This is a genomic window from Streptomyces griseochromogenes, from assembly GCF_001542625.1.
Classification (GTDB): Bacteria; Actinomycetota; Actinomycetes; order Streptomycetales; family Streptomycetaceae; genus Streptomyces; species Streptomyces griseochromogenes.
Map to the genome: position 1 here is coordinate 2,470,990 of NZ_CP016279.1, position 13,737 is coordinate 2,484,726.

The window sequence follows — 13,737 nt, forward strand, 5'->3', positions numbered from 1 at the left end:
TAGGCGGACAGCATCGACAGGAAGAAGGAGGGAAGCCTCGTGGTCGAGGAAACCCCCTGGCAGCAGGCCCTCCGCTACGCCAACCGGGCCAATCCGTACCCGTTCTACGAGGAACTCCGCAGGACACCGGTGGCGCGGCAGCCGGACGGCACCTATGTCGTCAGTACCTACCAAGAGATCGTCGCGCTGCTGCACGACCCCCGGGTCAGTTCGGATGTCAGGAAGCTCCCCGTCCCGGTTGCGGCCCCGGCCGAGGGCTCGGCGGAAGCCGAGCCGATCACGGAGGCGGTCATCTCTTTGGAGCCGAACATCATCACCCAGGATCCACCCGAGCACGATCGAGATCGGCGGATGATGACGCCGCGTTTCGTCGGCCCTCCCCATTCCCCTCACCTGATCTCCGACCTTGAACCCGAGATCCGCCGCATCGTGGACGGCCTTCTCGACAACATGCAGGGCAAGACCCGGTTCGATGCCGTCGACGAGTTCGCCTACCCCCTGCCGGTGACCGTGATCTGCAAGGTCCTGGGCGTGCCACTGGAGGACGAGCCACGCTTCCACAGCTGGATCGAGACGGCCCTGGACGCTTTGGATTTCGGCCCCGAGGCTGCCTCGGAGGAGATGCAGAGCCGACTGGCCGGGGGGCGCCGGGCCGTGCAGGAGTTCGGGCAGTTCGCAGCGGATCTGCTCGACCGGTACGCCCGGCAGCCCGGTCCGGGCATGCTTTCGGCCATGGTGAACGAGGACGGCCCGGAGGAACGGATGTCCCAGGGCGTGCTCGCGAGCAATGCACTGCTCCTGATCTTCGCGGGACACGAAACCACGGTCAACCTCATCGCCCACAGCGTGCTCACCCTGCTGCGCCACCCTGACGCGCTCGAGAAGCTGCGCCGCCGGCCCGAGCTGATCGTGCCCGGTGTGGAGGAACTGCTGCGGTTCGAGTCGTCGGTGCAGTTCTGGCACACCCGCTCCGCCGTGGAAGACATCGACATCGCCGGCACCACCATCCCAAAGGGGGCGCCGATCTTCCTGGCGTACGGCTCGGCGAACCGCGACCCGCAACGGTTCACCGACCCCGACGAACTCGACCTCGAACGCTGCGACAACCAGCACCTCGGATTCAGCCAGGGCATCCACTTCTGCTTCGGCGCCCCGCTGGCGCGGCTCGAAGTCCAGGTCGCGGTCGGCGAGTTCGTCCGGCGGGTGCAGAACCCGCGGCTGGTCGAGGACCCGCCGCCGTACCGCCACAACCAGATCTTCCGCGGTCCGCGCCACGTCCTCGTCGACATCGACGGCATCCACGACTGACCCGGTGTGTGCGTAGAGGATCTCTATGCGAGCCTTTCAACTCGTCGGTTGGCGGCAACCGCCCGAGCTGCGCGAGGTGCCGGTGCCCGAGCCCGGCCCAGGCCAGGTCCTGGTGAAGGTCGCGGGTGCCGGTGCCTGCCACTCCGATCTGCACATCATGCAGGCACCCGGACCGCTGCCCGGCTTCACGAGTCCGCCCTTCACGCTCGGCCACGAGAACGCGGGATGGGTGGAGCGGCTCGGACCGGGCGTCACCGGTTTCGAGCTCGGAGACCCTGTGATCGTCTACGGCTCCTGGGGCTGCGGGGTGTGCGTCAACTGCCGTCAGGGCCGGGAGAACTACTGCCAAGACCTCGGTGGTCAGGGCCCGGGCCTGGGTGGTGGTCACGACGGCGGCATGGCCGAGTACCTGCTCGTCCCGGCCGCGCGCCACCTGATTCCGCTGGGCGCCCTCGACCCCTGCCAGGCCGCACCGCTCAGCGACGCCGGACTGACCAGCTATCACGCCGTCAAGCGGTCGCTGCACCTGCTGGGGCCGGGCTCCACCGCCGTGGTGATCGGGGCCGGCGGTCTTGGTCAGATGACCATCCAGATTTTGCGTGCGCTCAGTGCGGTGACCACCGTTGTGGCCGTGGATACCGACGCCGGCAAGCTGGAGACTGCCAAGCGCATGGGCGCAGACGAGGCTCTGCTCTCGGGCGACGAGGCGATCACCCGTATCAAGGACATGACGGCGCAGCAGGGCGCTCAGCTCGTGTTGGACATGGTCGGCACAGACCCGACACTGCGGATGGCTGCTCAGGCGGCCGGGATGCTCGGCCACCTGACCATTGTCGGCCTCGGGGGCGGGGCTCTGCCCGTGGGTTTCTCCAGCCTGCCGCACGAGTGCTCGGTCGCCTCCCCTTACTGGGGTTACCTCCCCGAACTGATGGAAGTGATCAGTCTCGCCCAGCAGGACAAGATCAGGATGCTGGTCGAGCACTTTCCCCTGCAACGCGCCAACGAGGCGTACGAGCTCTTGCACGACGGCAGGATCCAAGGACGCGCCGTCATCACCCCTCACGCGTGAATGCCGTCGTCAACCCGAACGGGACACCACGACTGTGCCTGGCCGCTGGCATCGGACGGTCCGGCGGAAACGCACCCCGGCTCCCGCAGGACGGAGGAGCTTGCCCGGAATACCTCATGCGCCACGGCCCCCTGCCCTTCCCGCCGAGCGACATGCGGCTGATCGGGTGACGATGGACATGTAGTGACGTGACCACGCTGCTCACAGAAGGAGGTAGGTGCCATGACATCTCCTTCCGATTCCCCCGGTTCCGTTCCGCCACGTGGCACCGAGCCAAAAGAGGGTCCTGCGGCCGAAGGCATCGCAGCCCTGGCGAACGTGGGCTGGCAGATCCTGCTCACCATGGGCCTCGCCACCGTCGCCCTGGGCGTCATCGCCCTGGTCTGGCCGGGCGAGACGCTGCGCGTCGTCGGCGTGCTCTTCGGCGTCTACCTGCTGGCCACCGGTGTCTTCCAACTCGCCGCCGCCTTCGGCACCCACGTCCCCCGGCATCTTCGCGTACTGCACTTCATCACCGGCGCGGCCTCCGTCCTGTTGGGACTGATCTGCTTCCGGGGCTCCCTCGAGTCGGTCTTTCTGCTCGCCCTGTGGATCGGCTTCAGCTGGCTGCTTCGGGGCACCTTGGAGACGGTCGCGGCGGCCTCTGATCAGACCATGCCGGCGCGCGGCTGGCACGTGGCCTTCGGCATCATCGGCACCATGGCCGGCATCGTGATGATCGTCATGCCGTTCGCCTCCATCGCGACACTCACGCTGGTAGTGGGCGTCATGGCCATTGTCGTCGGCCTGACAGAAGTGGTCCGCGCCATCAGGACACGCGTCGAGATCGGCCACCTCGCTGCCGGCACCGCCCCCCAGCGGCGCCCCCTGTTCCACGCAGGTCCGCACCCCCAGCACTGATCGGCGGAGCCAGAGCGACCGGACGCGGCGAGCGGCGACATCGCCACCTCCGCGGGCCGTCGGCCGACGAGCGGTCCTTCACGCTCGTCGCAGTGGGCGCGGCCGTGATGGCGACCCTGGCGTCGCGCGGCGCGCCCAACTGGCGGGGCAATCCCGGGCACCGACTCATCAGGGCCGCACTCACGCCCCGCCCGAGCCGGAGAACCGGAGAAGCCATCCCCGTGTGACCACCGCAGCGGCAACCGAGGTGTTCAGGCAGTTCGGCGTCCAGGGCCCGTTCGAACACCGCCCGGGTGAGGGCCGGTCAGCAGCGCGTCCTCTCCTAGCAGCGCGGCTCCCGAGGCGTCGGCACGGTCCATCGACCGCTCGACGACCTCATCCATCGGCTTGTCCTCCACCGGCTCTACACAGTCAGGTTCTCGCTGTCTGCCAGGTCTGTCCGTTCCTGCTGGTCAACGCCCTGCACCCCCCGACCGGCCTGTCAGCCTGGGGACGTACACGATCTTTCGCTTTACGGAGAAAGGCGTAGCCGTCGACCTGGGCGAACTCCTCGCTGCGCGTGTGGCGGCCGGATTCCAGGGGGACGTCATCCGGGCGCGTCGGACCGGTCGGTGTTCTCGGGGCTGTTGGCCGCCCGTGTCGCCAGTCCCAGTGGCCGACCGCCGCGGTGAGCCCAGATGTCACCGAGGATGACCTGGATGATGCCGGTGACGGGAATCGCCAGCAGGGCACCGAGGATCCCGGCGACTTCGGCGGCGATCAGGGTGGCCAGCAGCACGGTGAGGGGGTTGAGTTTCACCGTCCGAGACAGGATGACCGGTTGCAGGAGGTGGTTTTCAGCCTGCTGATAGACGATGAAGAAGACGACGGCTCCGATGCCGGCCGGCAGGGAGTGGACGAACGCCACTGCGGAGGCGACGACAGCTCCGATGGTGGCTCCCACCAGGGGGATGAGGTCGGTCACGGCGACGAAGAGGGCCAGCAGGCCGGCGAACGGCACTCCGGAAACCAGCAGCACGACGTAGGTCAGAAGCCCGCAGATGACGCTGATCAGCAAGTTCCCCGTCAGATAGCCGTTCACGGTACGGGCACACGCGGCTCCCACGCGGCGTATGCGGGCCGCGGGAGCCTCGTCCACGAGGGCTAGCGACCGGTCTATGGCCCTGGGGCCCTCCAGCACCATCAGATAGGCCAGGACGAAAATCGTGAGAGCGCCCGCCGCGGTGCTCGCGGCACTGCGGAGGAACTTCGCGACGGGCGTGCTCAGTCCGGTGGCGAACGCGCGGATCTGCGCCTGATGGTGCTGGACATACCGCAGAGCGTGCGCCCGCTCCAGCAGGTTGCCGACTGGCCCGCGGCCGGCCTGGGCGTCCTTGATCATCGCGGGCAGGCGACCGGCGAACCGGCCGCCCTCCTGGGCCAGGGGGATGACGAACAGGGCAACCACCGCGCCGACGGCCGCAGCCGCGGCCAGGAAGACCAGCAAGGCGGCCACCGACCGTCGGCACCGCGGCACCCGTCGCTGCAGTGCTTCGACCGCCGGATGAAGGGAGACGGCCAGGAACAATGCGATGACCGCCCAGATCAGGACCCGACGAGCCTGGACCACCAACTCGAGTACGACATAGGCGGCGAGCACCAAGCCGATGGTGGCGAGGATGGTTCGCACCGGAACCGGACGCGTCGCCATGGGTATCGGGTGCCCAGCCCCGGTCACGGGAAAACGAGGAGACCTCCTCGCCCGGTGGGCGATACTTCCCTGCGCTGTCGCACGTGACACCCTCTGGCACGGGCTGAGGCGGGTCGCCGTCGGCCGCCAGGGATGGAGACAGAGACAACCAATGGATGCCTCAGCCGTCCCCCGACGGATCGCTTCTGAGGCGGCCGCGTCCGTCACCTCCTGGGCGTTCTCGCCTCGTACGGCTGGCGCTGGAGAAGGCCCCGGCCGGGCGCTCATCCGTACGCCGTGGATGAAAAGCGCATCCTGGTCCGTGCGCCGTCCGACCAGGCCCGCATGTGGGGACGCGGCGTCGGCTCCGCGGTGGTGAGAGCGTTCTGGGCACCGCTGTATTCCAGGTGCGGATCCCCAGGCCGAGCTGCAAGCTGATGCCGTAGGCCATAACTGTCGAAGGAAGTGTCATGGTGGCGGTGGCCGCAGGCGCAATCGCCGGACCGTCGGCTCGGTTGCGGACGGAGCCGTCAATGAGGTGCGCCCGGCTGAGGCATGCGGCTTTCGGGTACGCGCCGTGACCGAGAACGCGCCGCGGCCGACGACCGGCGGCCCTATCTGATCGTGAATCCGCGTTCGGGGGGGGAGGGAAAGCGAGCCGGTTCCGGGTCGCGGAACGAGCGCGCACGTTCGGAGCCCAGGTGTCCCTGATCGATCATTCCCTGCCCCAGGACCTGGACCGTCGCCTGACGCGCGGTGGACGACGGTGCGGATCTGCTGGGCGTGGCCGGCGGAGAGGTACACAGGCGCTTGTCGCCGAGGTGGCCGCGGAGAGCGGCCTGCCCTTCGTGGTCGTTCCGGCGGGTACCCGCAACCACTTCGCCATGGATCTCGGCCTGGACCGTGAGGACCCTTGAGCCGCGCTGGAGGCCCTCACGGACGGCGTCGAGCTGCGCGTGGATCTGGGATACGCAGGCGAGCGGGCGTTCGTCAACAACGTCTCGTTCGGTGCTTATGCCACCCTGGTGCAGGACCCGGCTTATCGGGACGACAAGCTTGGCACGGCGGTGCGCATCCTTCCGGAATTCCTGGCCCGCCACGAGGGCCCGGAGCTGGTGGTCCGCACCGGGCTGCTCACCGTTGGCGGGCCGGATGCCGTGCTGGTGAGCAACGACCCTTACCAAGTGGATGACCCGGCCGGGCCCGGCAGGCGGGCGCACCTCGACTCCGGTCTCCTGAGAGTACTGGCCGTCAGGGCGGAGACGCCCGCCGAGACGGCCACGAGGCTGCGCAGCGGACAACCGCACGGCCTCACCCGTCTCGCCACGCCCGACGTCGTCGTCTACGCCGCCGTCCCGGCTCTCCCCGCCGGGCTGGACGGCGAAGCCGTCAGCCTGCCGACTCCCGTGCGCTGCCGCATCAGTCCTCGGGCGCTGCGGGTGTGGGTTCCCCGACACGGTCGCGGCGCCGGGCCCGCCGGACGACCGCCGGGCTGGGCCGCCATCCGGCGGGTGGTCTGAGCCTCGGGCGAGCTGTTCCTGGCCGCCACACCAAATGCCCCGACCACTCGGCGCCCATCCCGCGGACCGGTGTCTGCGGGATGCGGACCTTTTGAAGCCCCGTGAGCTGCAACCCGCATTTCTGATTGTTCGATCATGCATGAGGGTCTTGACGTCTAAGCGATTACATCTGATTATTTCATCAGAAATGGACGAATTGCTCTGATACGACACAAACCGCACCGTGTGCCGCTCACCGGGACATCGCCGTTCACCACGGCTGCACACAGGACCGCCGGGCCACATGCCGACGCTCTTACTTCCGCACCGATGGGACGGACCGCGATGACCAACACCGACCAAACCCTCCTCGCCGAGCCGGTGAGCCTTCCTGAGGTGCCCGATGCCGCGATAGCGATGATCGATGCCGAGGGCATCGTCGTGGGGTGGACGCACGCCGCTCAGCAGCTTGTCGGCTATGCGGCCGGGGAGGTGGTGGGCCGGTCCGTCGTACACGTGCTGCCGCCTCCCGAGGACGCCCGGAGGGCCTTGGCGTTCTCCGAGCAGTGCCGTGCGCGGGGCGGCTGGTCCGGCACCGCGGCCATACGCCACCGCGACGGTCACACGCTCAGGATGACGCTGCGGGTCTCGCTGCTGCGGGGACAGGACGCCGGCACCCGGTGGCTGGTGTCCGTGACGGACATAGGTTCCCTGTCCTCGGGGCCTGCCAACGGACCGGTGCGGGAGTCGCTCCTTGCCCGAGCCCCGATCGGCATCGTCGTCTACGACTCGCAGCTGCGCTGTGTCTGGGTGAACGACGCCATGGAGCGGCACGACGGCGTTCCTCGTCACCGACGCTTCGGGTGCGGTCTGAAGGACTCACTGCCCGCCGTCGAGGCCGAAGCGCTCGAGGTGGTGATGCGGCAGGTGCTGGAGAGCGGCACGACGACGGTGCACGAGTACCGGGCGTGGCCGCCTGAGGACCGGCCCCGTGAGCACGCGTTCTCCGCCTCGTTCTTCTGTCTCCAAGGCGCGGACGGCACGCCGCTGGGCGTGTGCTCCATGATCGTGGACGTCACCGGGAACCGGCGGGCGCGCGAGCGCCTGGCCATCCTCAGCGAGGCCAGCACACACATCGGGAGCACCCTCGACGTGATGCAGACCGCGCAGGAACTGGCAGAGCTCACCGTGCCCCTGCTGGCCGACCACGTCGTCGTCGACCTGGTGGAGTCGGTTCCGTTCGGACTCGAGCCGGCCGCACGGATCGGCACGACGAGCGGCCGCCGCCCCGTGCTGCGCCGTGCCGGGGTGGCCTCCGTCGACCAGGGTGTCCTGGAGTTGCCGGCGGTGCGTGAAGAGGTGATCCACGTCCCCCCGGCCTCGTCGTTCGCCGCCGTCCTGCGCACGGGCAGGTCTCACCTGGAACCGGTGCTGGACACCCATGCCGGCCCCTGGGTCGACCACGACCCGACGCGTGCGCAGAAGGTACGCGACAGCGGCGTCCACTCGCTGATGGTCGTACCCATCCGCGCGCGGCGCTGCGTACTGGGACTGGCGCTGTTCGGCCGCTCCGTGGAACAGACGCCGTTCCAGGAGGACGACCTGCTCCTCGCCGAGGAACTGGTCACCCGGGCCGCACTCTGCCTGGACAACGCGCTCCAGTACGCGCGTGAGCGCACTGCCGCCCTCACGCTGCAACGCGACCTGCTCCCTCACCGGGTGCAGGGCGGTGCCGCCGTCGAGGTCGCCTCGCGCTATGTGCCGGCCGACCTGGACCACGGTGTGGGGGGCGACTGGTTCGACGTGATCGAGCTGTCGGGCGCCCGGGTGGCCCTGGTCGTCGGCGATGTGGTGGGCCACGGCATCAACGCCGCGGCGACCATGGGAAGGCTGCGCACCGCCGTGCGCACGCTCGCGGACCTCGACCTGCCCCCGGACGCACTGCTGGCGCACCTCGACGACACGGTCCGTCGGCTGAACGACGAGGACGCCGACGACTCCGACCAGGTCTCCGCGGTGGTCGGTGCCACCTGTCTGTACGCCGTCTACGACCCGGTCTCCCGACGGTGCACGCTGGCGCGGGCTGGGCATCCGCCGCCCCTGGTCGTCGACGCGCAGGGCGGGGTCACCGTCCCCGACCTGCCCGCCGGGGCCCCGCTCGGCCTCGGTCTCGGCCTGGTGCCTTTCGAGTCCGTGGAACTGGACCTGCCCGAAGGAAGCGTGCTCGCCTTCTACTCCGACGGCCTGGTGGAGTCCCGCGGCGAGGACATCGACGTCGGCCTGCGGCGTCTGGGCGCCGCCCTGGCCCGGCCGGGCACGTCCCTGGAGGACCTGTGCTCGCGGGTGATGGAGACCTTGTCGCCGCAGGCACCGGCCGACGACGTCACCTTGCTCCTGGCGCGGACGCGCGCACTGCGACCCGCCCAGGTCGCCTCCTGGGATCTGCCGAACGAACTCGTCACCGTCCCGACGGCCCGGCATCTGGCCGCCCGCCAACTCCGTGAATGGGGTCTGGAGCGGCTTGTGACGCCCGTGCAGTCGATCGTCAGCGAACTGGTCACCAACGCGATCCGCCACGGCGACGGCCCGATCCGCCTACGGCTCATCCAGCACCGGGTCCTCACCTGCGAAGTCTCCGACACCAACACCGGTCAGCCGCGCCCCCGCCATCCCGGCACTCTCGACGAGCAGGGCCGCGGTCTTTACCTCGTTGCTCGGCTGTCGCGCAGGTGCGGTTCCCGCTCCGCGGCAGACGGCAAGGTCGTCTGGGCCGAACAAGACCTGCCGTCCCGAGCCGGCGCCCGCTGAACCCCGACAGCCGCCACAGGATCCCCTTCTGCCGTAGCCGCGGATCCACGTCATGGAAGCCAGAGACATGGACACATCGAATGCTGAAAACGCCGACCCGGCAGGCGCCTCCCAAGGAGCGACGAGCGTCTCCGGCGCCGGCCCCGGCGGCAGGCCGCCCGCCTTCGACGGGCTGGCCGCTGCCGTGCTCGACGACCGAGGCACGGTGGTGGGGTGGACCGGCACAGCACAGGAGCTGACCGGGTTCTGCGCCGACGAGGTCCACGGCCGCCCCGTGCGGGAACTCGTGGCCGACCTCCCGCTCGACCCGCGCAGGGCCACGCAATGGCCGGCGACCGGCCGGGTACGACTGCGACACCGGTGCGGCACCACGATCGAGGTCACGTTCCGGACCACACGGGTGAACGGCTCGGCGGACTTCCTCGTGCTCGCGGCCCCCACTCCTCACGTCGCCGACCACCAGCACGGCGCCGCGCTCCTGCGTGCACTGTCCGCACAGAGCGGGATCACGATCGCTCTGCACGACACGGATCTCACCACCGTGCAGACGAACGCCGTGCCGGACACTCCCGATCCCCGTCCCGTACAGCCGGGCGCCCGGCTGGGCGACGTGCTGTGCGCCGAGGACGCCCAGAGCATCGAGGCGGTACTGCGCCAGGTACTCGAAACGGGCATCCCGGTGCTCGGCAGGAACCAGCACGTGAGCTGGCGGCACCATCCGGTGCCGCGGCACGCGCTGTCGCTGTCCGCCTTCCGTCTGGAGGACGCGCGAGGACGCCCCGCCGGGGTCGCAGCCCTGTACATGGACGACACCGACCAACTGCGTGCCCGCCGCCACCTGGATCTCTCCCGCGAGGTTGCCGAACGCGTGGGAGAATCCCGGGACATCGTGCGCACCGCGCAGGACCTCGCGGACGTCCTCGTACCCGCCTTCGGCGATCTCGCAGCAGTCGACCTTGCGCGGGCCGTCTTCGACGGTGACGAACCCGGCGAACGGCTGGGCGGAGGAGATCTGCATCTGCGCAACGCGGCCCTGGCTCCCGCCACAGCTGCGTGGCCGCCTGGCATCCAGCGCGGCAACCTCGTCCCACCCCTGTCCGACCACCCCCTTCTGCGCCGCTTCCAACGCGGCGAGACGGTCGTCTACGGCCGGGACGACTACATCGCCCTGATCGGCAGCCCACAGCCGGCCGAGCAGCTCCTCCCGCACGACACCCACGCGGTGATGGTGGCACCGCTGCACGCCCGCGGCCTCACCCTCGGCGCGATCGTGGTCTGGCGCACCGTCCCGTCCGACCCGTTCACCGCGGACGAGACGGATCTCATGCGGCAGATCGCCTCACGGGGAGCGCTCGCCATCGACAACGCCCGCCGCTACACGCGCGAGCACAGAGCGGCCATGGCCCTGCAGCAAAGACTCCTTCCCCCGGCCACGACCGACACGCCGGCAGCCGAGACCGCCGGCGTCTACCTGCCCACAGGCCGTGGCGCGGGCACCAGAGGCGACTGGTACGACGCCATACCCCTGCCCTCTCTCCGGCTGGCCCTCGTCGCCGGAGACGTGATCGGCCACGGCATACCCGCCAGTGCCACCATGGGCCGTCTGCGCGCCGCCATCCAGACCCTCGCCGACCTAGAACCGGAACCGGACGAATTGCTCACCCGGATTGCCGACCTGGTCCAGCGCCTCGCGGCGGAAGCGCCACCCGGCGATCACGACGTCATGGGCGCCAGCTGCCTGTACGCGGTCTACGACCCGGTCACACGGCGCTGCGCCATGGCCAGTGCCGGGCATCCGCCGCCCGTGCTCGTGCGGCCCGACGGGAGTGCCGAAGCCGTCGAACTTCTCCCGGGGCCACCTCTTGCCGTCTGCGGCATGCCGTACGAGACCACGACGATCGAGCTCGAACCGGGCAGCGTCCTCGCGCTCTACACCGACGGCCTGGTCCACCGAGGCGCTCACGACGTCGGCGACGGGCTTGGGCGGCTGACCGATGCGCTCGCCACCTCCTGCCGCCCGGACCGCGCTCTGGACGAGACCGGCAGGGCGCTCCTCGCCGATCTGGTGGACGAAGCACCGCGTGACGACGCGACCCTGCTGCTGGCACGTACCCGCGCCGTACCGGGCGAGGACACCGCTCACTGGCAGATACCAGCCGATCCGGCTGCTGTCTCGGACGCCCGGGCATGGGCGACCCGCCAACTCACCGCATGGGGGTTGGACGCTCTTGTGATCACCACCGAACTCATCGTCAGTGAGCTGGTCACCAACGCGATCCGCTACGGTCGTCCGCCGGCGGAGCTGCGACTGATCCGCCACCACGTTCTGGTCTGTGAGGTCACCGACTCCAGCAGCGCCCAACCTCGCCTGCGCCGCGCCCGTACCACCGACGAGGGAGGACGCGGCCTGTTCCTCGTTGCCCAACTCGCCGAGCGCTGGGGCTGCCGCCATGGCCAGAACCGCAAGACCATCTGGTCCGAACAGCCCATCGCGTGCGCCCACTGATCACGCCCAGTGGCCATCACACTCGGCACATGCAAGGGAGTCGGAAGGCATGACTCCGTTGTGGCGGCCGGAGAATTGACCGCCGGCCGTGACGCTCGTTTGACGCTCTGGGCGCCCGCAAGCGGGACGGCCGACCGAAAAACTGGGCCTGACCTGGTCTTTTGCGTGCTCTGATCAAGTCAACATCTTTCCGATGACGCATCATGTGGAGTGCGTTGCCATTCTTGAACCTTCGGCAAAGGGCCTCTGACCTGTGCGTTCGTGGATCTGATAGGGCCTCTCGACCTCTTTTGGAGTCCCGGGCGGGTACACCGTGCGGAGTGCGGCGTGATGCCTGAATCCGCCGCAGCGAGTCGGTCGGCATGGTCGCCACCATGCCGATCGAACAGCGCTGTTCGACCTTCTCGATGAACAGCCGTGTGGGAGCGTTGGCCTCGGAGGCTTCCTCGACCGTCTGCGCGATCCGGGCGATCACGGAGTCCGAGGCGTCGCGTTCCACTGTGACCCGCAGTGCGCGGTGCCGTCGAGGGCGCCGGCGAACACCTCGTCACCCGGCTCCGCGCCGCCCGGGAGTGACTCACCGGTAGGTGGCCCGGTCGACCTCGCTCGCCCTGTCCAGCACGCGGTCGCGAAGGTGAAGATGAGCAGCGCGCCATCCATCACCTGGCCGATTCCCGCTCCGCAGACGGCCGCTCATGTGGCGGCGCGCGGCGGTGATGCGGTGTCAGTGGTGCTGGGTCATGTGGGCGAGGGTCTGGGTGGCGCTGTCGTGGGCGAAGGCACTGTTGATGCCTTCTGCGGCTCCTTCGGCTGCTGCGACGGAGCGCGGCTGCAGGAGGACTTCGTAGGCGTGGATGGCGTCGTCGATGGTGGGGCTCTTGACGAGGGCGTGGGCGAGGTCGGCGCCGTCGAGCATGGCGAGGTTGGCGCCCATGCCGGAGAAGGGGGACATGAGGTGGGCAGCGTCGCCGAGGAGGGTGACGCCGGGGGTGTGGGCCCAGGTGTGAGGGACGGGCAGGGCGAACAGGGGCCGGTTGGTGTAGCCGGTGTCGGTGCGGGTGATGAAGTCGAGCAGGTCGGGGCTCCAGCCGGTGAACTTCTTGAGGAGGGCCTCGCGTACGGCGGCGGTGTCGGTGAGGTCGAGGCCGGTCCGCTGGTGCCAGTCCTCTTCGGTGCGCATGCCGACGTAGACGCGGATGTGTCCGCCGCTGTTGCGCTGGGCGACGAAGCCCAGATTGTTGTCGAGGGCCATCATGGTGCCGTTGCCCGTGAGTTCGGCGAGGCGGAGGTGTCGGGTGTCGGCGTCGTTGAGGCCGGTCTCGACGAAGGTGACGCCGGTGTAGCGGGGCGTCGCGTCGGACAGGAGGCGGCGGACCTTGGACCAGGCGCCGTCGGCTCCGACGACGAGGTCGGCGTCGGTGCTGGTGCCGTCGGTGAAGTGCAGGCGGTGGGTGCCGTTGCCGAGGGCTTCGGCACGGATGAGTTTGTGTCCCCAGCGCACGGTGTCGGGCTTGAGGGAGTCGAGGAGGAGGTCACGGAGCTGTCCGCGGTCGATCTCGGGGTTGCCTTCGGTGGTGTCGGCCTCGGGCGGGATCGCGTCGAACAGGATGCGGCCGTCGCGGCCGACCAGGCGCATCTGCTTGCCTTCGGGACGGGCCTGGGTGAGGAAGGCTTCCCAGAGGCCGGCCTCGCGCAGGGCGTGCTGTCCGGAGTCGGGGTGCATGTCGAGGGTGCCGCCCTGGCTGCGGACAGTGCGGGAGGCGTCCAGGTCGTGGACGGCCGCGGTGATGCCGTGTTGCTGCAGGATGCGGGCGCAGGTCAGGCCGCCGGGGCCGGCGCCGATGATGGCGATGCGGGGGGTGGGCATGGCTGATCACACCTTTCGGGTGGAGGGGAGCGGCGGACGGGGGCGTGCCGGACGTCCGCCGCTCCAGAAGAGCACAACAACTCAATAAGTGCAACGAGGCAACTTTTTAAG

General features: G+C 69.4%; 8 protein-coding genes and 2 pseudogenes. 6 read left to right on the forward strand and 4 right to left on the reverse strand.

What is annotated here, in order from left to right:
• Nucleotides 1–39: 39 nt before the first annotated feature.
• From AVL59_RS10660 to AVL59_RS10670, 3 genes are all read left to right on the forward strand, one after another.
• Nucleotides 40–1,308, forward strand: coding sequence for a cytochrome P450 (locus tag AVL59_RS10660; protein ID WP_067302027.1), 1,269 nt, complete (start codon nucleotides 40–42; stop codon nucleotides 1,306–1,308).
• A 25-nt stretch (nucleotides 1,309–1,333) separates the two neighbouring features.
• Nucleotides 1,334–2,377, forward strand: coding sequence for an NAD(P)-dependent alcohol dehydrogenase (locus tag AVL59_RS10665; RefSeq protein WP_067302030.1), 1,044 nt, complete (start codon nucleotides 1,334–1,336; stop codon nucleotides 2,375–2,377).
• Nucleotides 2,378–2,599: 222 nt separating this feature from the next.
• A complete protein-coding gene (locus AVL59_RS10670) occupies nucleotides 2,600–3,277 on the forward strand; it encodes an HdeD family acid-resistance protein (RefSeq protein ID WP_067302033.1) in 678 nt (225 codons plus the stop codon).
• Between the two features lie 237 nt (nucleotides 3,278–3,514).
• Here the strand turns inward: AVL59_RS10670 and AVL59_RS56295 are convergent.
• Together AVL59_RS56295 and AVL59_RS10675 are read right to left on the reverse strand one after the other, a co-directional pair.
• Nucleotides 3,515–3,660 (reverse strand): annotated as a pseudogene (locus AVL59_RS56295) (IS256 family transposase); the annotation flags it as partial.
• A gap of 203 nt (nucleotides 3,661–3,863) precedes the next feature.
• Nucleotides 3,864–4,967, reverse strand: a complete 1,104-nt coding sequence (locus tag AVL59_RS10675) for an AI-2E family transporter (RefSeq protein ID WP_067302035.1) — start codon at nucleotides 4,965–4,967, stop codon at nucleotides 3,864–3,866.
• A gap of 935 nt (nucleotides 4,968–5,902) precedes the next feature.
• Between AVL59_RS10675 and AVL59_RS55980 the strand changes: the two genes are divergently transcribed.
• The 3 genes from AVL59_RS55980 (at nucleotide 5,903) to AVL59_RS10690 (ending at nucleotide 11,759) form a co-directional block, all read left to right on the forward strand.
• Nucleotides 5,903–6,466 carry a diacylglycerol/lipid kinase family protein gene (locus AVL59_RS55980; protein ID WP_067302037.1) on the forward strand — a complete coding sequence of 188 codons (564 nt, stop codon included), beginning with the start codon at nucleotides 5,903–5,905 and terminating at the stop codon, nucleotides 6,464–6,466.
• A 324-nt stretch (nucleotides 6,467–6,790) separates the two neighbouring features.
• Nucleotides 6,791–9,253: a SpoIIE family protein phosphatase gene (locus AVL59_RS10685; protein WP_067302040.1), complete on the forward strand. Its 2,463-nt coding sequence runs from the start codon at nucleotides 6,791–6,793 to the stop codon at nucleotides 9,251–9,253.
• A gap of 67 nt (nucleotides 9,254–9,320) precedes the next feature.
• Nucleotides 9,321–11,759 carry an ATP-binding SpoIIE family protein phosphatase gene (locus tag AVL59_RS10690; protein WP_079146629.1) on the forward strand — a complete coding sequence of 813 codons (2,439 nt, stop codon included), beginning with the start codon at nucleotides 9,321–9,323 and terminating at the stop codon, nucleotides 11,757–11,759.
• 370 nt (nucleotides 11,760–12,129) lie between these two features.
• Here the strand turns inward: AVL59_RS10690 and AVL59_RS54055 are convergent.
• Together AVL59_RS54055 and AVL59_RS10695 are read right to left on the reverse strand one after the other, a co-directional pair.
• Nucleotides 12,130–12,384: pseudogene (locus AVL59_RS54055) on the reverse strand (P-type ATPase actuator domain-containing protein); the annotation flags it as partial.
• A 99-nt stretch (nucleotides 12,385–12,483) separates the two neighbouring features.
• Entirely contained in the window at nucleotides 12,484–13,626 is a 1,143-nt protein-coding gene (locus tag AVL59_RS10695; protein WP_067302043.1) for an FAD-dependent oxidoreductase, read from the reverse strand.
• Nucleotides 13,627–13,737: the final 111 nt, after the last annotated feature.